General features: G+C 37.0%; 18 protein-coding genes. 2 read left to right on the forward strand and 16 right to left on the reverse strand.

The genetic code is table 11. The features are described 5' to 3' along the window. Positions 1-55: 55 nt before the first annotated feature. Positions 56-763 (reverse strand): glycerophosphodiester phosphodiesterase, encoded by a 708-nt coding sequence (locus OC533_RS02010; protein WP_185482118.1) that lies wholly within the window; start codon positions 761-763, stop codon positions 56-58. Between the two features lie 208 nt (positions 764-971). On the opposite strand from OC533_RS02010, the gene OC533_RS02015 reads away from it, so the two are divergent. Beyond that, positions 972-2,873 carry an acyltransferase family protein gene (locus tag OC533_RS02015; protein WP_194323418.1) on the forward strand — a complete coding sequence of 634 codons (1,902 nt, stop codon included), beginning with the start codon at positions 972-974 and terminating at the stop codon, positions 2,871-2,873. Positions 2,874-2,980: 107 nt separating this feature from the next. Here the strand turns inward: OC533_RS02015 and OC533_RS02020 are convergent, their stop codons facing one another. The 5 genes from OC533_RS02020 to OC533_RS02040 all read right to left on the reverse strand — a co-directional run bounded on the left by OC533_RS02020 (position 2,981) and on the right by OC533_RS02040 (position 10,743). After that, positions 2,981-4,837, reverse strand: coding sequence for a LapB repeat-containing protein (locus OC533_RS02020; protein ID WP_194323417.1), 1,857 nt, complete (start codon positions 4,835-4,837; stop codon positions 2,981-2,983). A gap of 351 nt (positions 4,838-5,188) precedes the next feature. Continuing rightward, complete coding sequence (locus OC533_RS02025; RefSeq protein WP_010990926.1) at positions 5,189-5,656, reverse strand: S-ribosylhomocysteine lyase; 468 nt, start codon at positions 5,654-5,656, stop codon at positions 5,189-5,191. A gap of 80 nt (positions 5,657-5,736) precedes the next feature. After that, entirely contained in the window at positions 5,737-8,193 is a 2,457-nt protein-coding gene (gene parC / locus OC533_RS02030; RefSeq protein ID WP_160463895.1) for a DNA topoisomerase IV subunit A, read from the reverse strand. Next, positions 8,190-10,157: a DNA topoisomerase IV subunit B gene (parE, locus tag OC533_RS02035; protein WP_003771622.1), complete on the reverse strand. Its 1,968-nt coding sequence runs from the start codon at positions 10,155-10,157 to the stop codon at positions 8,190-8,192. The genes parC and parE overlap by 4 nt, the downstream gene beginning before the upstream one ends. A gap of 175 nt (positions 10,158-10,332) precedes the next feature. After that, positions 10,333-10,743 (reverse strand): CoA-binding protein, encoded by a 411-nt coding sequence (locus OC533_RS02040; protein ID WP_003761982.1) that lies wholly within the window; start codon positions 10,741-10,743, stop codon positions 10,333-10,335. A gap of 157 nt (positions 10,744-10,900) precedes the next feature. Between OC533_RS02040 and plsY the strand changes: the two genes are divergently transcribed. Next, positions 10,901-11,497, forward strand: a complete 597-nt coding sequence (gene plsY / locus OC533_RS02045; protein WP_003761980.1) for a glycerol-3-phosphate 1-O-acyltransferase PlsY — start codon at positions 10,901-10,903, stop codon at positions 11,495-11,497. A gap of 42 nt (positions 11,498-11,539) precedes the next feature. Here the strand turns inward: plsY and OC533_RS02050 are convergent, their stop codons facing one another. The 10 genes from OC533_RS02050 to dprA all read right to left on the reverse strand — a co-directional run bounded on the left by OC533_RS02050 (position 11,540) and on the right by dprA (position 21,818). Continuing rightward, the gene (locus tag OC533_RS02050) at positions 11,540-12,412 is read right to left on the reverse strand and encodes an aldose 1-epimerase family protein (RefSeq protein ID WP_185484199.1); all 873 of its coding nucleotides are present in this window, start codon (positions 12,410-12,412) and stop codon (positions 11,540-11,542) included. A gap of 2 nt (positions 12,413-12,414) precedes the next feature. Continuing rightward, positions 12,415-12,726: a hypothetical protein gene (locus OC533_RS02055; RefSeq protein WP_262265215.1), complete on the reverse strand. Its 312-nt coding sequence runs from the start codon at positions 12,724-12,726 to the stop codon at positions 12,415-12,417. A gap of 22 nt (positions 12,727-12,748) precedes the next feature. Further along, positions 12,749-13,168, reverse strand: coding sequence for an acyl-CoA thioesterase (locus tag OC533_RS02060; RefSeq protein ID WP_045552999.1), 420 nt, complete (start codon positions 13,166-13,168; stop codon positions 12,749-12,751). Between the two features lie 102 nt (positions 13,169-13,270). After that, the gene (gene codY / locus OC533_RS02065) at positions 13,271-14,050 is read right to left on the reverse strand and encodes a GTP-sensing pleiotropic transcriptional regulator CodY (RefSeq protein WP_003747412.1); all 780 of its coding nucleotides are present in this window, start codon (positions 14,048-14,050) and stop codon (positions 13,271-13,273) included. 20 nt (positions 14,051-14,070) lie between these two features. After that, on the reverse strand, positions 14,071-15,480 hold the full coding sequence (hslU, locus tag OC533_RS02070; protein ID WP_185324876.1) for an ATP-dependent protease ATPase subunit HslU: 1,410 nt from the start codon (positions 15,478-15,480) through the stop codon (positions 14,071-14,073). Between the two features lie 13 nt (positions 15,481-15,493). Further along, positions 15,494-16,033: an ATP-dependent protease subunit HslV gene (gene hslV, locus OC533_RS02075; RefSeq protein ID WP_003761964.1), complete on the reverse strand. Its 540-nt coding sequence runs from the start codon at positions 16,031-16,033 to the stop codon at positions 15,494-15,496. A gap of 21 nt (positions 16,034-16,054) precedes the next feature. Continuing rightward, entirely contained in the window at positions 16,055-16,957 is a 903-nt protein-coding gene (gene xerC / locus OC533_RS02080) for a tyrosine recombinase XerC (protein ID WP_003766677.1), read from the reverse strand. A 283-nt stretch (positions 16,958-17,240) separates the two neighbouring features. Beyond that, positions 17,241-18,545: an FADH(2)-oxidizing methylenetetrahydrofolate--tRNA-(uracil(54)-C(5))-methyltransferase TrmFO gene (gene trmFO, locus OC533_RS02085; protein ID WP_003766675.1), complete on the reverse strand. Its 1,305-nt coding sequence runs from the start codon at positions 18,543-18,545 to the stop codon at positions 17,241-17,243. 63 nt (positions 18,546-18,608) lie between these two features. Beyond that, entirely contained in the window at positions 18,609-20,687 is a 2,079-nt protein-coding gene (topA, locus tag OC533_RS02090) for a type I DNA topoisomerase (RefSeq protein ID WP_003766673.1), read from the reverse strand. Between the two features lie 270 nt (positions 20,688-20,957). Continuing rightward, positions 20,958-21,818, reverse strand: a complete 861-nt coding sequence (gene dprA, locus OC533_RS02095; RefSeq protein ID WP_194323415.1) for a DNA-processing protein DprA — start codon at positions 21,816-21,818, stop codon at positions 20,958-20,960. Positions 21,819-21,860 lie beyond the last annotated feature (42 nt).

Consider the following 21,860-nt stretch of genomic DNA (forward strand, 5'->3'; position numbering starts at 1 on the left):
ATTATTAACTTACTTCGATTATAGCTTGTAATCTTTTAGAATGAAAGCGTTTTGCTCAGAGACTTGTTTTACTCTCTTTAATTGCTACAGCTCTTTCCGGAAAATCAGTCATAATTCCTTTTGCATGAATATCTATAAAATGAGTTATGTCCGCTTCTTTATTCACTGTCCAAAAACGCGCTGGAATGTGTTGGAGAATTGGGTTGTTTTCCGCTTTTATTGGCGGATGAACCGCGTCTAAGTGAATTTTTTCATGTAGGGGAAGCACCTTGTCTAAATTGCCATGTGTGATAAGCGCTAACCTTGCTCCACTATCTAGTTCTCTAAGGCGAATGAGGGTATCAGGATTAAAAGAAGAATACATCCGCTCAACATTCGGAAACTGACTGGCTAATTCTAACACTTTTTTCTCAATACCTTCATATTCAAAGACGTCTGTTTTTAATTCAATATTGAGGCTTACTCCAGTGTGATTCACTAATTTAAATACTTCTTCTAAAGTAGGCACGCGAACTTTTCTAAAAAAGTGTTTGGCGGTATATAATTTTTTCACCTCAAGCAATGTAAAATCTTTTAAAAATCCTGTCCCATTAGTCGTTCTGTCCACACGTTCGTCATGCATTACGATTAATTCTCCAGATTTTAGTACATGTATGTCTAATTCTATCCCATCTGCACCTGTTTCTATAGCTTTTTTCATAGCCGGCAATGTATTTTCAGGATGTGTGCCACTACTTCCTCTATGAGCATAAATCTCTGTCAAATCGCTTCCCCCCAAACTATTTACTTATAATTACTATAACAAAAATAAGTAAATATACTCAAATTTTTAAAATCCATGTATAATTTCAGCTTTTTAAATTACTTCTTGTTTTATCTATGGTATTATAGTATGGAGCTAAAAACAGATGGCTTTACTATCTCTGTCTAAGTTTACACACATATATTTATCACAAATAGGAGATGTTAATTTGAAAAGGACTACTCGCTACAGTAGAAAATATGTTCCGAGTATTGATGGACTTCGAGCACTCGCTGTTATCGCTGTAATTGCCTACCATCTGAACTTCAGTTGGGCTAAAGGCGGATTCATCGGCGTCGACATATTTTTCGTCTTATCTGGTTATTTAATTACGAACATTTTATTAACACAATGGGAAAAAAATCAATCACTGCAGTTAAAGCAATTTTGGCTCAGACGTTTTCGACGGCTTATTCCAGCTGTTTACGTGATGATTGTAGTAGTTGTGATTTATTCCGTGTTTTTCCATCCTGAAATTTTAAAAAACTTACGTGGTGACGCCATTGCTTCATTCTTTTATGTAAGTAATTGGTGGTTTATTTTCCATAATGTATCTTATTTCGATTCATTTGGACTCCCATCACCGTTAAAAAACTTATGGTCTCTTGCAATTGAAGAACAATTTTATATGGTTTGGCCTTTGTTTTTACTTGTATTCCTCAAGTGGGTTAAAAATCCTAAATTACTTTTAAAAATCGTTGTAGGATTAGGCCTTCTTTCTGCGATTTTAATGACTGTGTTATATGTCCCGGGAACTGATCCGAGTCGAGTTTATTATGGAACAGATACAAGAGCATTTGATTTACTAGCTGGTTGTGCACTCGCTTTTGTTTGGCCTTTTAACCGACTTAGCCCAGTTGTACCGAAGAAAAGTAAAGCTGCTCTTAATATTGCTGGAACAATTAGTATTCTTTTCTTCCTATTATTTACAGCGTTTGTTAGTGAATACCAACCATTTTTATACCGCGGTGGTTTGCTGTTAGTTGCCATTCTTGGTGTTATCATGATTGCAACTATCTCCCACCCAGCCTCTTATTTAAGCAGAATTTTTAGTTTTAAACCGCTTAGATGGATTGGGACACGTTCCTATGGTATTTATTTATGGCACTATCCAATTATTACTTTGACTACACCTGTTTTAGAAATCACGCAGCCCAATATTTGGCGCGCTATCTTGCAAGTTGCCGCAACATTTATTATCGCTGAATTATCGTTTCGTTTCATTGAAACACCTATTCGCAAAAACGGCTTCATTAATTATTTCAAAGGATTCAAAGATAAAAATTATTTTGTCTTGAAAAATAAACCGGTTGGCAAATGGCTTAGTATTGCTGGCCTTGTAGCTGTTTTAGCAGTGTTTGCGCTTGGGATGACTAATGTTCTTTCTGTAAATACAAACGCAGAAAAACAACAAACATCCGTTAAAACCACAACATCCACAAAAGATACTGAGAAAGAAACCAAAAAAGAAACAGAAGAGAAAGAGAAAGAAAAAGAAAAAACAACAACGGATACAGAGAAAAAGAAAGAACCCGAAACAAATAAAGCTGCGGGACAAAATGATCCAACCCAACCAGATAACAAAGATAAAGCTGCAACTCCAACCCCTACGATTACTCAAACGGTAGCTATTGGTGATTCGGTAATGCTTGACATCGAACCATACTTAAAAGAAGCAGTTCCTAATGTAACAATTGATGGTCTAGTTGGCCGACAATTGCGCGATGCTATAAATACTGCAACTGGTTATAAGAAGTTTAATAGCGAAAACAGCTCAGTAATATTAGAACTCGGCACAAACGGTCCTTTCACTGAAGATCAACTGAATACACTATTAGACCAATTCGATAAAGCAACTATTTATCTAGTCAACACACGAGTCCCTAGAGGATGGCAAAATGAAGTAAACAAAAGCATTTCTAACGCAGCCTCACGTCCAAACGTGACTGTCGTTGATTGGTATTCAAGGTCAAGTGGTCAGTCGCAATACTTCGCTCCTGATGGTGTTCATTTAACTAAATCAGGTGCTCAAGCCTATGTCGCGATGTTAACAAGTGTAATGAAAAAATAGTAAGCTGCCCTAATCCGGGCAGCTTTTTTGTTTACTATATTTAAACCTTGTCTATTGATAGCCAAAAAAACTACCCGTTCACTGATTAAACGGGTAGTTTTTGTATATTATTTTTTACGAGCAATTAGAACGCCTAATCCTAAAACTAGGAATCCTACTGCTACTCCAGTTACAGGTAAAGAATCACCTGTTTTTGGTAAACTTGCTTTGCTGGCTGTTACTAATGTTGAGTTGCCAGAGTTAGCTTTTTTACTAGCTTTCGGACTAGAAGAACTTGAATCTTCTGATGTTGAATTAGTTGAGTCGGTTGAGTCCATTGAATCCGTTGAGTCAACAGATGTTCCAGGATCTTCTGCTGGCGCTGGATCATTTGATGGATCAGGGTCAGATGCAGGATCCGGTGTTGGCGTTGGGTCTGGTGTTGGATCCGGCGTTGGTGTAGGCGTTGGATCTGGCGCCGGTGTTGGATCTACAACTTTAACAGTAACTTTAAATGGTGTTGCTTTTTGTTTCGCTGTTCCTGCATTTAGTGTAACTGTATATTCACCAGCTGTTGTTAAATCAACAACTGTATCAAAGTCTGTCGTAATCGCAGCACTATTGTTCGTTACAGCATTAATATCCGTTAAAAATTCAGCTTCTGTTTTTGCGTCATTCATATTGTAACTAACTTCTGTTTCTGCAGTAATCACTGTTTGTTCAACGATAGTAACGGTTACTTGTACTGGATCAGCCGTTAAACCAGCTGAATTAGATGCATTTAAAGTAACTGTATAAGTTCCTGGTGTAGAGAAATCTACTTTATCTGCAAAGTCGCTTGTAATTGTTCCACCATTGGCACTTGCATTAATATCTTTTAAGAATTGTTCTGGTGTAACGGTTTGTCCTTGCGTATAAGATACATTATCGTCTGCTTCAATACTTACGGAATGATCGACATTATATAATCCGCCAGAAAGAATATTTGTTATATTAAACGTTCCATTGGCTAAATTTGGTGGTGTTGCAATGTTATTTCCATCGAAAGCAGCAACCATATATAACATTCCCATACTATCATAGTTTTCTTTGGAAAAATTCTTTAGTGTCACACCTTCTTGTGAAATGGAAGTTTTAGCATCCGTAAATTCATAACCACAATCTACTTCAATCATTAAATTAGCAGGATTTGTATCGTACTGTAAAATGGTTCCATCGTAGTTATAAATCGTTTGTTTATCCAAAATTTTAAATGGAATAAATAACGTTTGTTCTGCTTCATTAAATGTTAGCTCGCTACTCTTAATATTCTTGCTTGCTTCATCTTCAAATCTTTGATCATTAGCAATAAAAGATTGTAATTTTGGAAACTCTGCAAGCCCTCCGAAATCGTCAATTTGACACGATATAGCCATTAAATTGGTTAAATTAGGCAGGCTTTTTAATGAAGCAATATTAGTTATTTGGTTATTATAACTTATATTAAGATCTTTCAAATTGGGAATCTCGTTAATTTTAGTAAACACCGAATTGTCAAGATTTGCTTGGTATAAATTTAAAGTTACTAAATTAGTCATATTATTTAGGTTAGGGATTTTATCAGTGGTAACATTATTACCCTTGATACTTAAAGTTTTAAGTTCAGGAAATTTTGTTACTATGTCATAAGATATATTCATATTATTGAATGATAGTCTCGTAATATTCTTTGCATATTCTAAACCTGTTAAATTAGTAATTTCCCCATCCAATGAAACACTCTCTAACCTGCTCATTTCATCCTCTGTAATATCAGCAGTAGCGGGTTTCATCATATGTTCGTTTAATTGTTTTTTTAGTTCTGGATCTGGAATATTTACTACATCTTGACTTGCTTGTAATCCTTGTTCTTCTGCGGCAAAACTAGGTAAAGAAACTTGAGAAAGTGGTACCATAACCATGACACTACAAATCCCGACTTTCATAATTTTAGATTTAATCGACATATGCTGTTGTTCCTCTCTGTACTTAGATTAATTACAAATGTAATCGTCTAAAACGGCTGTCTGCTCGTCTTAACAATGTAAATTATAGTCCGGTATAGACCAAATACCAATGGACAAATTGTGAACATTCCACGATATATTAATCATATAATTAAAAAAGAACTATGCTAGCCAAGAGGAATGGCTTAGTAATGAGCCTTGGAAGAGTATTTTATTGAGTAGTAAACGAATCATAAAATATGGCGAAAGTGTGACTTTTTGGCGGAATACGCTTTCAAAAAAACAAGTATATCCCGCGAAAGGTCTCTACTAAGAAAAAAACTCCCTATTCACATAGAGAGATTTTTCCGTTTATTCACCAAAGACATTTTTCCATTCGCTTCGTTTCGCTAAGAATTCTTCTGCAAGCTCTTTGGCACCTTCTAAACTATGACTCGCTGCCCAACCGCATTGTACTTCATTGCATGCTGGAACAGAATCGGCAGCTAATACATCCGTTAAAGTGGTAGCTAAAATTTCTAAAGCGTCATCATAATCATTATGGTTGATAAATGACATATAAAAACCAGTCTGACAGCCCATTGGACTAATATCGACTAATTTATCAGTATGGTTTCTGGCAAGTTCAGCCATCAAGTGTTCTAGAGAGTGCAGTGCAGGCATTTCCATATGTTCTTTATTCGGTTGCTTAAAGCGAACATCATACTTATAAATCTCATCCCCATGCACACCAACTTTTGTTCCAGCAAGTCTAACAAAAGGCGCTTTTACTTTGGTGTGATCTAAATTAAAACTTTCTACGTTCATTTTTTCTGCCATCATTGTACCCTCCTTTTATTCTTAGTTATTATATCAAAAAAAAGAATCCTTGCATATTTTCTATGCGAGGATTCTTACTTTTATTCGTCTTTAGCGTCTGTTGTATCTTTTATTTCTGGTATATCTAGCCAGATAGAAGTTGGTTCACCTTCCATCGTTTCATCTAATACGAAAGAGCCATTAGAATAACGATCCGTTACACGAAGGTTTGCTACATCTATTTCTACAATTTGTTCTCTGTTAGTTTCAATAAACAAGTGGTCTTTACTATCAGCAAGCGTCAGACCAATGAAACGATGCGGATTACTTTTCAGTTCGCGAAGCATTAGTAAGCCACGTTTTGCTCTTGAAATTGGTTCAAATTCACTTGCTTTCATTTGTTTCAAGGAGCCGCGTTGTGTGGCTAATAAGATATGTTTGTTATCATTCGGTGTAAGCACCACTCCGCCTATAACCACGTCACCTTGTTTAAGATTGATTGCTTTAACACCCGCAGTTCTAGCGCCTGATTCAGGAATTTCAGCGATTGGATAACGTAATCCATAACCATTCCTAGTAGCTAGAAAAATATCTTCGGTTCCATCAATTAAATATACATTCAAAAGTTCATCTTCTTTTAACTTAATGGCCATCATTGATTTAGAATAACGCTGCGGTTTGTAATTTGTAATAGCCGATTGTTTTGTCATGCCGTTTTTGGTGACAAATAAAAATCGTTTTTGTTCTGTAAAGGAATCGATAGCGATAACAGAGCGAATTTCTTCCCCTGCAGATAAATCACTCGCTAAGTGACTAACGTGATCGCCAAGGTTTTTCCAGCGAATATCAGGTAGTTCGTGTACTGGTCGATAAATGAAATTCCCTTTATTTGTAAATAATAATAACGAATCAAGAGAATTCATTTTTTGAATGAAAATCGCGTGGTCTGCTTCCTTCATTGCTAACTCTGCACCATTTGAAGCCGCATAAGAACGCTGACTTGTGCGTTTAACATAGCCTTCTTTTGTTACAGAAACAATCACATCTTCATTAGCCACAAGTACTTCTGTGTCAATTTTGATTTCTGTAATTTCAGCTTGTACTTCTGTCCGACGAGCAGTTTTGTATTTTTTCTTAATATCAGCTAATTCCGATTTTAAGACTGCAACAAGTTCTGCTTCGTCGCCAAGGATTTTCTCTAAAATACTAATTTGTTCTGCAAGTTCTTTTGCTTCACTTTGAAGTTCGTGAATATCTGTATTCGTTAAACGATAAAGTTGCAAGGATACAATTGCTTCAGCTTGTTTTTCACTAAAATCGTATGTTGTTTGCAAGTTTAATTTCGCATCACGTTTATCTTTAGAACCACGAATTAATTTAATCACTTCATCTAAAATAGAAAGAGCTTTGATTAAGCCTTCTAAAATATGTTGGCGAGCGCGCGCTTTTCTAATGTCGTATTCAGAACGTTTAGTAATAATTTCTTTTTGGTGTTCGATATAAGCATCAAGCATCGGGATAATTCCCATTAATTCCGGACGCTTATTATGAATTGCAACCATATTAAAATTATAACTTACTTGTAAATCTGTATTTTTAAAGAGGTAATTCAGTACGCCTTCCGCATTTGCATCTTTTTTAAGTTCTACGGCAATACGCAGTCCAGTGCGGTCAGTTTCATCGCGCACTTCTGAAATCCCTTCAATTTTTTTCTCAATACGAAGTTCGTCCATTCGCTTAACTAAATTGGCTTTATTTACTTCATATGGAATTTCATGAATGGTAATTTGCTTCCTACCGCCACGAATATCTTCAATCTCTGTTTTAGAACGAACAACTACGCGGCCTTTTCCTGTTTCATAAGCTTTACGAATTCCGTCAATCCCTTGAATAATTCCACCAGTTGGGAAATCGGGGCCTTTGACAATTTTCATAATATCTTCTGTTGTCGAAAATGGCTTATCAAGACGTTTAATTACAGCTTCAATAATTTCAGTTAAATTGTGTGGCGGGATATCAGTTGCGTATCCGGCCGAAATACCAGTTGAACCATTTACCAAAAGGTTAGGAAAACGCGCTGGTAAAACAGTTGGCTCACTAGAAGTATCATCAAAGTTTGGGATAAAATCGACTGTTTCTTTTTCAATATCACGTAGTAGTTCAGCTGATATTGGAGAAAGACGTGCTTCGGTATAACGCATTGCAGCTGGTGGATCACCGTCAACACTACCGTTATTTCCGTGCATTTCGATAAGCATATTACGTACTTTCCAGTCTTGACTCATCCGTACCATCGCTTCATAAACGGAAGAATCACCATGCGGATGGTAATTACCGATAACGTTTCCGACTGTTTTAGCAGATTTACGGAAACCTTTTTCAGCAGTATTTCCTTCGACATTCATTGCAAATAAAATTCGGCGTTGTACGGGTTTTAGTCCGTCTCGCACGTCTGGAAGCGCACGTTCTTGAATAATATATTTACTATATCTACCAAAACGGTCGCCCATAACTTCTTCAAGTGCTAAGTCTTGGATATGTTGTTCTGGATTACTCAAATGTCTTTCGCCTCCTCAACCATCATGTTTTCATTTTCTAAAATGTTTTGGTTATCTTCCATAGAAAACTCGACATGCTTTTCAATCCACTGACGTCTTGGTTCTACTTTGTCGCCCATCAGTGTTGCTACGCGTCGTTCTGCGCGTGCGGAATCATCTACGCGCACACGAATTAACGTACGTGTATCTGGGTTCATTGTTGTTTCCCAAAGTTGGTCTGCATTCATTTCCCCAAGACCTTTGTAACGTTGAATCATATAGCCTTTACCGATTTTTTGAATAGCTGCATCTAATTCTTCGTCTGTCCAGGCATATTCAATCACTTCTTTTTTTCCAGAACCACGGCTTACTTTGTAAAGTGGTGGTAATGCGATAAAGACTTTTCCTGCTTCCACAAGAGGTCGCATATAACGGTAGAAAAATGTTAATAATAGTACTTGAATGTGGGCACCATCCGTATCAGCATCGGTCATGATAACTACTTTGTCATAGTTACAGTCCTCAACATCAAACTCAGTACCAACTCCAGCACCAACTGTATGAATAATGGTACTAATTTCTTCGTTTTTTAGAATATCTTGCAATTTTGCTTTTTCGGTATTAATTACTTTTCCTCGAAGTGGCAAAATTGCTTGGAAACGGCGGTCACGACCTTGTTTGGCAGATCCACCAGCCGAGTCTCCTTCGACAAGATACAGTTCATTTTTGTTAGGATTTCTTGATTGTGCTGGTGTCAATTTTCCAGAAAGAAGTGTTTCTGAACGTTTCTTTTTCTTGCCATTACGTGTTTCTTCACGGGCTTTTCTGGCTGCTTCTCTTGCTTCTCTTGCTTTAACTGCCTTTTTAACTAGAAGAGAGCTTGTTTCTGGGTTTTCAGCAAGGAAGTAAGCTAAATGTTCCGCCACAACTGCATCAACTGCTTGACGCGCTTCCTGTGTCCCTAGCTTCTCTTTTGTTTGACCTTCAAATTGAAGAATTTTTTCTGGTACGCGAATAGAAAGTACAGCGGATAAGCCTTCGCGAATATCGCTACCTTCAAGATTTTTATCTTTTTCTTTTAGTAAGTTTACCCGACGAGCGTAGTCATTGAAAATACGTGTCATCGCAGCTTTCATTCCAGACTCATGCGAACCTGCTCCACGAGTTCGTACGTTATTAACAAAACTCAAGATATTTTCAGAGTAGCCATCATTGAATTGGAACGCCATTTCTACTTCAATGGTCGCATTTTCTCCTTCAAAACTGACTACTGGGTGAAGTACATCTTTTCCTTCATTAATATATTCAACAAAGTTCTTCACACCTTCTTCAAAGTGGAAAGACTCTGCCATTCCAACACGTTCGTCGACTAATTGAATTAGCATGCCTTTAAGAAGAAATGCCGATTCTCTTAAACGTTCGGATAATGTTTCATAATTAAAGGAAGTTGTTGGGAAAATGGCTGGATCTGGTTTAAAGCGAATCGTAGTACCAGTGGCTTTAGATTTGCCGATTTTTTTAAGTGTTCCATCTGGTTTCCCGCCATCTTTAAATTTTTGCTGGTATGTTGCGCCGTCACGATTGATTGTAACAACTAGCCATTCAGAAAGTGCATTTACAACAGAAGACCCTACGCCGTGAAGTCCTCCACTTGTTTTATAGCCACCTTCTTGGCCAAACTTACCGCCAGCATGAAGAACGGTCAAAATAACTTCTACCGTAGATTTACCAGTTTTATGCATTCCAACTGGCATTCCGCGGCCTTCATCGCTAACACTAACGCTACCATCATCATGAAGCGTCACAACTATCTTTTTACCAAATCCTGCAAGGGTCTCATCGACCGAGTTATCTACTATCTCATATACTAAATGGTGCAGCCCGCGTACATCAGTTGAGCCAATATACATCGCTGGGCGTTTCCGGACCGCTTCCAGTCCTTCAAGCACCTGAATAGAATCATCATTATACTCATTCCGATTCATATTTCAAAACTCCCTTCATTCCATCAATCTGCAACTTTACGTTGTTCTTCGCTTAAAACCACCTTATCAGAATAGCATTAACCAGCTAATTAATAAAGTGATAGTTTAGTGACAAATTCCTTTTCATAAAAAAACAGGCTCTGCTATAAGAACCTGCTTCCTTCAAAAATGGTTGTTAGTAATCCATTTCTTGATAAGCAACCTTAATGCAATAATCCATGACAGTAGAATATCCTTTTTCTGTCAAAAAATCAAATGCTTCCTGATTAACAATGCCAAGTTGTGCCCAAAACACGTCTGCGTCTATTTGGTCGAATTCCCGCGCTATGTCTGGTAAAAATTCCGAGCGACGGAAAACATTCACAATATCAACGTGTTCTTTAATGTCAGTTAATCTCTTTACAGCTTTTTCTCCAAGAATTTCATTTGCATTAGGATTTACTGGAATAATTTTATACCCAGCTTGTTGCATGATTTGGCTTACTCGGTAACTTGTGCGGTCTGGTTTATCACTCAAACCAACGACTGCGATTACTTTTGCTTCTCTTAAAATATGCGCTATTTCCTCTTTTGTTGGATTTTGCATTAGTCTAATCGCCCCCTACTATTCTTTCTAATCATAAGCTATTTTTGCGGTTTTTTCAACTTTTCATCGTGTTTTATCAGAACAATTTAGCCAAAAATCTTTTTTTTATGCTATAATTCTTTATGGAAAACATCATTTCTTCTTGAGGGGTTTAAAAATGACTATTAATTTAATTCTGCTTTCTTTGTTAGCTTATGTAATCGGTTCAATACCTTCTGGCTTATGGATCGGTAAAATTTTTTACAAAAAAGATATTCGTGATTTTGGTAGCGGAAATTTAGGAGCTACAAACTCCTTCCGTGTTTTAGGGGTAAAAGCGGGCAGTATTGTTACAGTGATGGATATTTTAAAAGGTACTGTCGCAACATTACTTCCATTCTTTTTCCAACTAAATGTTAATCATCATTTCTGGTTACTTACGGGAGCATTTGCGATTATCGGACATAGTTTCCCGCTTTTCGCAGGATTCAGAGGTGGGAAAGCAGTTGCTACTTCTGCTGGTGTTATCCTTGCTTATGCACCACTTTTGTTTGTAGCAGCACTAGTCGTTTTCTTATTAACATTAAAAATCAGCAAATATGTGTCGCTTAGTTCAATGATTGGAGCACTTGCAGCATTAATTATTTCTTTTTTCATGGGAGACTGGATTTTAATTATCCTCGTTGCTTGCATCGCTCTCTTTGTTATTTGGCGCCACCGAGCAAATATTACGCGCATTCGAAACGGCGAAGAACCAAAAATAAAATGGATGTAATAAAAACCCAGCAGAGTTATTTAGCTCTGCTGGGTTTTTGTTTTAACCAATAGTAATTTTATATTCAGAAGCGAAAACTGCTTCTGGTTCTAGATGTTCAATACCTGCTTTATCTCGAAGCTCAACAGATTTTCCAGCACCATCTGCAATTCCGTACCAAGGTTCGATACATAAGAAAGGCGTTCCTGCTTTTGCTGTCCAAACCCCAACAAACGGGAACTCTGGAAATGACACTTTTACAAAATGTGGAGTTTTGTCTGATTTAATCGTAATTTCTTTTTGCTTTAATGCTTCAAAAATCAGTGCATCATTTTTAAATAAATCATAGCTTAATGGCAAATATCTTGCTGGTTCATTGACAACTTTTTCAATTTCCCCACTGCGATAAGGACCTTCTAAACAAAGTGTTTCGAGATTCTCTTCTGTTCCAAAATCCAAATAATAATCTTCAAATGTAGTTCCGTCAGTAAGTGGTAAATTAAAGGCTGGATGCGCACCGATGGAAAAATAGATGCGCTTATTGTCTGTATTTTCCACTTCATAAGAAACCGCAACTGAATCTTTTTCTATTGTATAAATAATCGATAATTTAAATTTATACGGATAAATCGTTAATGAATCTTCATCCGCATCTAGTTCAAAGCGTACAGCGTTTTCTGTGTGCTCCACTACTTTAAAATCACGATCACGCGCAAAGCCATGTTGACCTAAGTGATACGGGTTACCATCTACAAAATAAGTATCCTCAACAAGTCTACCTACCGTCGGAAATAGAACCGGAGAATGGCGCCCCCAAAAGGCACTATCTGCATTCCATAAATACTCTAACTTAGTATCTTTGTGGAAAATTCGCGTTAATTCAGCACCAGCTTCTTTCATTTCTACAAGTAGTAATTCATTTTCTAGTTTAATCATTGTTATTTCTCCTCCAAATGAAACCGCTCGATTTGTTCAAAGGCTTTTTCTTTTTTTAGTACAACGAGTTGCATCTCGCCAAACAAATCATAATGCGGAAAGTTTTTTCGACGGTTATCAATCCAATCTGGCGCTAAACCATATTGTTTTCCCCATTCTTGCAGTTTTTTCAAATCGACACATGCAACCTTGGTTACTGTTTTTGAATCAGGAAAACGATCATCTAGCCAGTAATGCGTAATAATCGCAATCTCGCCACGAGCTGCTTTTTCTTTCCATAATTCCATTTCATTGCGTTTTACACCAAAAGCCATTTTTCATCACTACCAGTCTTATTTATTCTAAAGCTTTTAGATAGGCTTCATGCCAATTCGGGAAAGTTCTTCTTAACGAAACAGGCCGAAAATCTTCTTTTGTTACACAAACATGTTCTGTTTCTCCAGTTATTGCTACTTCATTTGTTTCTTCATAGCAAATTTCATAACCATAAGTAACACGAAGTCCATCATACCCTTTTATCCATGTTTTTACAACTGCTTTCTGTCCGTAGCGCAGTGGTTTTCCGTAATGAATATGCACATCTAATACCGGAGAAAGGTACCCCGCTTCTTCCATATCAAAATAACGAAAACCTAATTGTTCAATTAATCTTGTTCGACCAATTTCCATCCAAACAAGGTAATTATTATGATAAACAACCCCCATTTGATCTGTTTCCGCATAGCGTACTTCAATGGTTGTTTCAGCAATTTCCATTCTAAATTCCTCCAGTCACAACTACTTCTTCCTTCTTATTTTACCAAAGCAATTAAAAAAAAGCTCTCCCTGAATATTTTCAGAGAAAGCTTTTTTGGTTTTTTAGTTATTTTTAAGTTTTTCAAGTTCTACTAGGAATTTATCATTGAGTACACGGATAAATGTACCTTTCATTCCTAATGAGCGAGAATCAATAACGCCAGCACTTTCTAATTTACGAAGTGCATTAACGATTACAGAGCGTGTAATGCCGACACGGTCTGCGATTTTAGAGGCAACAAGAAGGCCTTCTTTACCATTTAATTCATCAAAAATATGCTCAATAGCTTCTAATTCACTGTAAGAAAGAGAGCTAATTGCCATTTGTACAACTGCACGGCTACGAGCTTCTTCTTCAATTTCTTCTGCTTTTTCATGTAGGATTTCCATACCAACAACTGTTCCGCCGTATTCAGCTAATAACAAATCATCGTCTGTGAAATTGCTTTCTAAGCGAGATAAGATAAGTGTTCCAAGGCGTTCGCCACCACCAACGATAGGTACGATAGTTGTTAAACCTTTAGTAAACAAATCACTGTTTTCGATTGGAAAAGCAGTATATTGACTTGATACTTCTAAGTTAGAAGAAGTTTCACCAACATTAAATAAACTTTGAGTATATTCTTCTGGGAATTGGCGTTCTGTAAGCATTTGTTTCATGCGGTCGTTTTCGATTGGTAATGCTTCAGAATAACCAAGTAATTTACCTTTACGGCTTACGATATACGTATTTGCTTCAATTACGTCTGTTAAAGTATCAGCCATTTCTTTAAAGTTTACTGTTTTTCCTGCAGCGTTTTGTAACATAGCATTAATTTTTCTTGTTTTTTCTAATAAAGTCATTATTAGATCCTCCTAGTATTTTATAAAATAAATTGTGTTAAGTCTTTATTCGTCATTATTGGCGCAAGTTTTTCATTAACATAGTTTTCTGTTACTTTGATGGATTCCATATTAATTTCAGGTGCTTCAAAAAGTAAATCCTCTAGTAATTTTTCTAAAATGGTATGAAGTCTTCTTGCTCCGATATTATCTGAATCTTGATTAACTTGGAATGCAATCTCAGCGATTCTTTCTACAGCTTCTTTTGTAAAAATCAAGTCTATTCCTTCTGTTTTGAGTAAAGCTTTGTATTGTTTAATTAGCGCATTGTCTGGTTCTGTTAAGATTTTGTAGAAATCTTCTTGTGTTAACTTATCCAGCTCAATTCTAATTGGAAAACGACCTTGAAGCTCTGGAATTAAATCACTTGGTTTAGACATATGAAAAGCTCCAGCGGCAATGAATAAAATGTACTCCGTGTTGACTGTACCATATTTGGTAGAAATTTGCGACCCCTCAACGATTGGAAGAATGTCTCTTTGAACACCTTCACGGGAAACTTGCGCATTTCCGCCGCCTTCTTTACTAGCGATTTTATCAATTTCATCAATGAAAATCATACCCATTTGCTCTGCGCGATGAATTCCTTCTGCTGCGAGTTCATCTGAATCAATCAATTTAGAAGCTTCATCCTCAAAAAGAATTTTCTTCGCTTCACGAACGGTTACTTTGCGTTTTTTCTTCTTCGATGGGAACATACCTGAAAGAGCATCTTGCATGCCGCTCATTTGGTCCATTCCAGTTCCACGCATCATATCAAACATCGGGTTTTGTTGCTCTTTTACTTCAACTGTTACTATTTCATCATCAAGCTCTCCGTTTTGAAGGCGCCATTCAATTTGGCTTCTTTTATTCTTTAATTCTTGGTCTACTTCTTCCTCAGCAGGTTCATCAGGTTGATTCATACTGCCAAAAAGCGCCTCTAGTGGATTTTGTGATGTTGTTTGCTTTTTCTTTTGACTTGGTGCTAGTAATTTAATTAGTCGTTTTTCGGCATTTTTTTCAGCCTTCACACGTACTAATTGCATTTTTTCTTCTTTTACTAAACGTACTGACACTTCAACTAAATCGCGAACCATTGATTCCACGTCGCGTCCAACGTAGCCGACTTCAGTAAATTTAGTAGCCTCTACTTTTGAAAAAGGTGCGCGAACGATTTTTGCAATTCGGCGTGCAATTTCTGTTTTACCTACCCCAGTTGGGCCAATCATCAGAATATTTTTTGGAATAATTTCATCTCGGATAGATTCATCCATCAGTTGTCTACGATAGCGGTTTCTTAGTGCTACAGCAACTGATTTTTTCGCTCCGGTTTGTCCAATAATATATTGATCCAGTTTTTCGACAATTTGCTTTGGTGTCAACTGGTTCATTAACGTTAAATTTGTCAAATTAACCACTCCTTCAAAGCTCTTCTACTGTAATATGGTCATTCGTAAACACACAAATTTCAGAAGCGATTTCCAGTGCATGACGAGCTATGTCTTTAGCTTCCATTTGTCCGCCATTATGTCTTTTTAACGCTCTACCAGCAGCTAGAGCATAGTTACCACCAGAACCGATTGCTAAAATACCATCATCTGGTTCAATAACTTCACCTGTTCCAGAAACTAACAACAATGTATCTTTGTCCATTACGATCAACATCGCTTCTAATTTACGTAGAACACTGTCACTTCGCCATTGTTGTGCGAGTTCCACAGCAGCTCTTTCTAAGTTTCCATTATATTCATTTAATTTTGCTTCGAATTTTTCAAATAAAGTAAAGGCATCTGCAACGGATCCAGCAAAACCAGCTATTACCTTATCATGAAAAAGGCGGCGAACTTTTTTGGCAGTGTGTTTCATTACTACCGATTCACCGAGCGTGACTTGACCGTCCCCAGCCATCGCAGCTTTACCATCGTGCTGCACAGCAAAAATTGTAGTAGCATGTAATTCCATTTTCCTTAACCTCCTCCAAATTTAAGCTCTCGGATGATGTTTCATATAAGTAGATTTTAAATGTTCTTTTGTCACGTGCGTATATATCTGGGTGGATGATAAGCTAGCATGTCCAAGCAACTCCTGCACCGTCCTCATATCCGCACCGTTGTTAAGTAAGTCCGTTGCAAAGGTGTGGCGTAGCATATGCGGATGGATTTTTCGAGTTAATGAAGCTTTACTAATTATTTTCGTTAAACAATATCTAATCCCTCTTGTTGTAAGCGGATCTCCGTAATGATTAATAAGTAATGAGTCATGCGTTTTTTTGAAACGAGTCATTAATTCTGTTCGCCCACTTAAATAATCTGTTATCGCATCTTCCGCATAGGCACCAAACGGTACATAGCGTTCTTTATTCCCTTTTCCTCGAATCAGAATTGCTTGATAAGATGTATCTAAGTCAGAAAGCATGATTCCTGCACATTCACTCACCCGAATTCCAGTACCATAGAGCACCTCTAAAATCACTCGATCTCTCAGCGTAAGCGTTTCATTATCTTCATAAACCACTTGAAACAAAGCTTCCATTTCTTCTGAATAGAAAAATTTGGGAAGCCTTAGCTGATTTTTCGCATGTGAAACGTAGGTAAACGGATTTTCAGTAATCACATTTTCTCTTAAAAGAAAAGTGTAAAAACTCCGTAAACTTGAAATCTTTCGAGCTACAGTTGTTCTAGAAAAAGATTTTTGCTTTAATTCAGTTAAATAAATCCGAACGTCTAAAAATGTAACTTGTTGATACTCTGTAATAGCTTGTTCATTTAAGAAGCGACGAAAATCACTTAAATCATTTTCATAAGCCGTACTAGTATGTTCTGAATAATTTCGTTCTGAGTGAAGATAGTCAAGAAATCGCTTCTCTAACTGCCCCTCTTGCGTCATGCGAATACACCTCTCAAACACTATCATGTTAACATAAGAATATGCACGTTGCAATAATTTTATACATTTTTCGCAACTTTTCGAATTAATCAGGATTTATAATCAATTCAATCTAATTAAAGCTTTTATGTGAAAAAGTCAACATTTATTAACGTGATTTGTCTAGACCATTCACTCGAAAGAAAAACTGCCTTTTCATCACTATCGAATCTCTTAAAAATATAAAAGCGATAATCGTGATGAAAAGAACAGCAAAGAATAGTCCTCAATTATTATAGTGTTTTTAAAGTTGTTCTGCAACCTTTTTTATTGCATCTAATGCTCTTTCAGCCAATTTTTCATTACGCTCTTGCTTCGCGCGAATCTTAGCAGGTAACTCCGGAAATAGACCGAAATTTACGTTCATTGGTTGGAAAGATTTTTTACTAGCACTTGTAATGTAATTTGCTAAACTTCCAATCGCAGACTCAGGAGGGAAAACAATCGGCTCTTTGTCTTGTACAAAATTAGCTGCATTGATTCCTGCTGCAAGTCCACTAGCTGCTGACTCCACATAACCTTCCACACCAGTCATTTGACCAGCGAAAAATAAGTCGTTTCTCGTTTTCAATTGATAGGTTGGCTCAAGTACAGTCGGGGAGTTAATAAATGTATTTCGGTGCATTACTCCATAACGAACAATTTCCGCATTTTCTAGGCCTGGAATTAAGCCAAATACACGTTTTTGTTCGCCCCATTTAAGATGCGTTTGGAAGCCTACCATGTTATAAAGCGTCCCTGCTGCATCATCTTGTCTTAATTGCAACACTGCATATGGTCTTTTGCCAGTTTTTGGATCTTCTAATCCAACTGGTTTAAGTGGGCCAAATAGCATTGTTTTAATACCACGTTTTGCCATTACTTCTATCGGCATACATCCTTCAAAGAAAACTTCTTTTTCAAATTCTTTTAATGCGGCTGTTTCGGCAGTTACTAATGCTTCATAAAAAGTGTTAAATTCTTCTTCTGACATTGGGCAGTTTAGATAAGCTGCTTCCCCTTTATCATATCTTGATTTTAAATATACTTTGTCCATGTCGATACTATCTTTTTCAATAATAGGCGCTGCTGCATCATAAAAATAAAGATACTCTTCACCCGTTAAGCGTTTAATTTCTTCGGCTAGAGCTGGGCTAGTCAGTGGACCTGTTGCAATGATGGTTGGTCCTTCTGGAATAGATGTGACTTCTTCAGTATGAATTGTAACGAGTGGATGATTTTTCACTTTGTCCGTAATATAGCCAGAAAATTCATGGCGATCAACCGCAAGTGCTCCTCCAGCTGGCACAGAAGCTTTGTCAGCTGATTCAATAATAATCGAGTCAAGTATCCGCATTTCTTCTTTAATTACGCCCACCGCATTAGTTAAGCCATTAGCTCGCAGTGAATTGGTACATACTAACTCCGCAAATTTATCAGTATGATGAGCTGGTGTTTGCTTTACCGGTCTCATTTCGTATAAATCTACCTTTACACCTCGTTTTACAAGTTGCCAAGCTGCTTCACTGCCAGCTAATCCTGCTCCAATTACATTAACACTTTTTTCCATTTGTCCGCCTCCTCGCGCAACAATGGCAACACAGGAACTATCCGAGTGCTGCCATTTTTCCATTTATTGTTGTGTGGATTCTTTATAATCACAATTTGTACATTGTACTTGTACGCCTTTTTTCAATTTCTTCTCTACTAATGCACGCTTATTACATTTCGGGCAAGCTCTTTCGACTGGTTTATCCCAAGAAACGTAATCACAATCTGGATAGCGATCACATCCGTAGAAAATACGTTTTTTCTTGCTTTTTCTTTCTATTACATGTCCTTTTTCACATTTCGGACAAGTCACGCCGATTTCTTTAACGATTGCTTTTGTATTTCGGCAATCAGGAAATCTGCTGCACGCAAGAAACTTACCATATTTACCCATTTTGTATACCATTGGTGCCCCGCATAGGTCACAATCGATACCGGCTGGTTCATCTTTAATTTCGATTTTTTCCATTTCGGCATCAGCTTTAATAACATTTGGTTCAAATTGTTTATAAAACTCATCGATAACTTTGACCCATTCAACTTCACCGTGCTCCACTTCATCTAATTCGCTTTCCATATTAGCAGTGAACTTCACATCTAAAATTTCAGGGAAATATTCCTCAATCATTTCATTGACGATTTCACCAAGTTCAGTTGGAACAAAACGTTTATTTGTCAGCGAAACATAATTTCTACGTTGGATTGTATCTAGTGTCGGTGAATACGTCGATGGTCGACCAATACCAATTTCTTCAAGTGTTTTTACTAATCTAGCTTCTGTGTAACGTGGAGGTGGCTGCGTGAAATGTTGACGCTGTTCGAGTGATTCGGACTGCACCTTATCTCCTTTTTTCAAATCCGGTAAAATATTTTCTTTTTCTTCCGTATTATCATCGTTACTTTCAACATAGACTTTCATAAAACCATGGAATTTGATTTTAGATCCATTTGCTCTAAAGTTAACACCGTTATTGTCTAAATCAACTCGCATTGTATCTAAGACAGCTGGTGTCATTTGGCTAGCAATAAAACGTTCCCATATTAAGCGATATAATCGAAGTTGATCTCGAGTTAGATATTCTTTCACTTCTTGCGGGCTTCTCATAGCGCTTGTTGGGCGGATTGCTTCATGGGCGTCTTGTGCGCCTTTAGCGTTTTTATCAGACCGTTTATGATTACGGGAAAATTCAGCTCCGTATGTTTCTTTAATATAATTACTTGCTTCTAGAATGGCGGAATCTGCAATACGAGTAGAGTCAGTACGCATGTATGTGATTAGACCTACTGTACCTTGTTTTCCAAGTGTGATTCCTTCATATAGTTGTTGAGCAAGCATCATTGTTTTTCTAGTACGATAATTTAATTTCCGGGCTGCTTCTTGTTGTAAACTTGATGTAGTAAATGGTGCTGCTGGGTTTCTAAGTCGTTCTTTTTTAGTTACGTCGGTTACATCAAATGTTTTACCTTTAATTGCTGACATTACTTCTTTTACGTCATCAGCAGTGGAAAGTTTTCTCTTCTTACCATTCACGCCATAAAAATTAGCTTGGAATTTTTTCTTACCTTTTAGAAAGTTCCCGTCAATTGTCCAATATTCTTCTGGTTTAAAATTATTTATTTCTTTTTCGCGATCAATAATAATTCGTAGCGCAATCGATTGCACACGTCCCGCACTTAGACCTTTTTTAACTTTCTTCCATAAGATAGGACTAATATTGTAACCTACTAAACGGTCTAAAATTCTCCGTGCTTGTTGAGCGTTCACAAGGTCCATATCAATTTTCCGTGGTGTCTTGAATGATTCTTTTACAGCTTCTTTTGTAATTTCATTAAACACCACACGTAATTTATCTGATTGATCTAAATCAAGACTATTGGCTAAATGCCATGCAATTGCTTCTCCTTCGCGATCTGGATCGGCTGCGAGATAGACTTTTTTCGCTTTTTTGGCCGCTTGTTTTAAATCTTTCAATACAGGGCCTTTTCCGCGAATCGTAATGTAACGAGGTTCGTAGTCATGTTCAGTATCTACACCCATCTGACTCTTTGGTAAATCCCTAACATGTCCCATCGAAGCTTTAACTTTAAATTTCTTTCCTAAATACTTTTCAATTGTTTTTGCTTTTGCAGGTGACTCTACAATCACTAAATAATCTGCCATATCTATATATTCCTCCCTGATTTGGGTCAATACACGGGCTTAACTAGTTGCTATTATACTATTACAGTCTTAGCCTCGCGTTCAATAAGTTTGCATGCTGACTTTTCACATAATTCAGTAGTAAATATTAGCCCTTCCTACTGGGTTTGTCAATGACTTTTATTAAAAAAATCCATTTTATGTGTTGTAAAACAGCTTTCTTTAGCAAACTTATCTTAAAAAATCAGGAATTGCAAGTCAAATCACTTAAAAAGGATAATTTGACTACTTTTATGGTTTAATTTGAAAAAATTCTTCTATTATATTGTTTGCATTTAAAACTAACTTCGCACCTTCTTGAATCAAACGGTTTGTACCTCTCCAAGTATCAATATAAATATTACCGGGAACCGCAAAAACTTGTCTATTTTGTTCCAAAGCAAAGTCAGCTGTTATTAAGGAGCCACTTCTTTCGGCAGCTTCAACTATAACCGTACCAAGAGCTAAGCCACTAATAATACGGTTGCGCTCAGGAAAATACCATCTTCTTGCTTCTTCATTTGGTAAATACTCGCTAAGAAGTAAACCTTGCGCGATTACTTCTTTGGCTAGTAGTTCATTCGAACGAGGATAAATTTGATTTACTCCAGATCCAAGTACTGCAATGGTGGCGCCGCTATTACGGAGGCTAGCTTTGTGCGCTTCAGCATCTATTCCAAGCGCAAGTCCACTAACTATCGTAAATCCATGGTTTGAAAGTTCAGCAGCAAGTGACGTGCATGCTTTTCTACCATACTCACTCATTCGTCGTGTCCCTACAATTGCAATAGCTTGTTTTTTTAATAGGTCTAGATTTCCTTTATAAAACAAAAGCGGTGGTGCTTCATATATTTCTTTAAGTAACTCGGGGTAGTTTTCATCAAGAATACAGACCACACTCGCTTCTTCTGGCGAATAAATTGCTGCTTCCTCTAATTCAGTAATTATTTGTTCTTTTTTGTCCGCAGTAAAAAAATGAGTTGCAATCTGTTCAATCGACATCTCCCAACAATTAAAAGTGGTAATTTTTTGCCAGATAACTGCCCTTTTTTTAGCGGAAATAGATTTACATGAAGCGATTTTTAACCAAGTTTCTCGTTCTTTAAAGTTCATCTTCTGCACCTCCGTGATAGTTATTCACAAGTGTACAAAGAT

This window comes from Listeria sp. Marseille-Q6474 (genome assembly GCF_946902005.1).
GTDB classification, from domain to species: Bacteria; Bacillota; Bacilli; order Lactobacillales; family Listeriaceae; genus Listeria; species Listeria innocua.

Excerpts from the sequence above, each read along its gene's own strand:
- OC533_RS02020 (WP_194323417.1), bottom strand. The coding sequence starts at position 4,837 with ATGTCGATTAAATCTAAAATTATGAAAGTCGGGATTTGTAGTGTCATG.
- OC533_RS02025 (WP_010990926.1), bottom strand. The coding sequence starts at position 5,656 with ATGGCAGAAAAAATGAACGTAGAAAGTTTTAATTTAGATCACACCAAA.
- parE (WP_003771622.1), bottom strand. The coding sequence starts at position 10,157 with ATGAATCGGAATGAGTATAATGATGATTCTATTCAGGTGCTTGAAGGA.
- OC533_RS02040 (WP_003761982.1), bottom strand. The coding sequence starts at position 10,743 with ATGCAAAATCCAACAAAAGAGGAAATAGCGCATATTTTAAGAGAAGCA.
- plsY (WP_003761980.1), top strand. The coding sequence starts at position 10,901 with ATGACTATTAATTTAATTCTGCTTTCTTTGTTAGCTTATGTAATCGGT.
- OC533_RS02050 (WP_185484199.1), bottom strand. The coding sequence starts at position 12,412 with ATGATTAAACTAGAAAATGAATTACTACTTGTAGAAATGAAAGAAGCT.
- OC533_RS02055 (WP_262265215.1), bottom strand. The coding sequence starts at position 12,726 with ATGGCTTTTGGTGTAAAACGCAATGAAATGGAATTATGGAAAGAAAAA.
- OC533_RS02060 (WP_045552999.1), bottom strand. The coding sequence starts at position 13,168 with ATGGAAATTGCTGAAACAACCATTGAAGTACGCTATGCGGAAACAGAT.
- codY (WP_003747412.1), bottom strand. The coding sequence starts at position 14,050 with ATGACTTTATTAGAAAAAACAAGAAAAATTAATGCTATGTTACAAAAC.
- hslV (WP_003761964.1), bottom strand. The coding sequence starts at position 16,033 with ATGGAATTACATGCTACTACAATTTTTGCTGTGCAGCACGATGGTAAA.
- xerC (WP_003766677.1), bottom strand. The coding sequence starts at position 16,957 with ATGACGCAAGAGGGGCAGTTAGAGAAGCGATTTCTTGACTATCTTCAC.
- trmFO (WP_003766675.1), bottom strand. The coding sequence starts at position 18,545 with ATGGAAAAAAGTGTTAATGTAATTGGAGCAGGATTAGCTGGCAGTGAA.
- topA (WP_003766673.1), bottom strand. The coding sequence starts at position 20,687 with ATGGCAGATTATTTAGTGATTGTAGAGTCACCTGCAAAAGCAAAAACA.
- dprA (WP_194323415.1), bottom strand. The coding sequence starts at position 21,818 with ATGAACTTTAAAGAACGAGAAACTTGGTTAAAAATCGCTTCATGTAAA.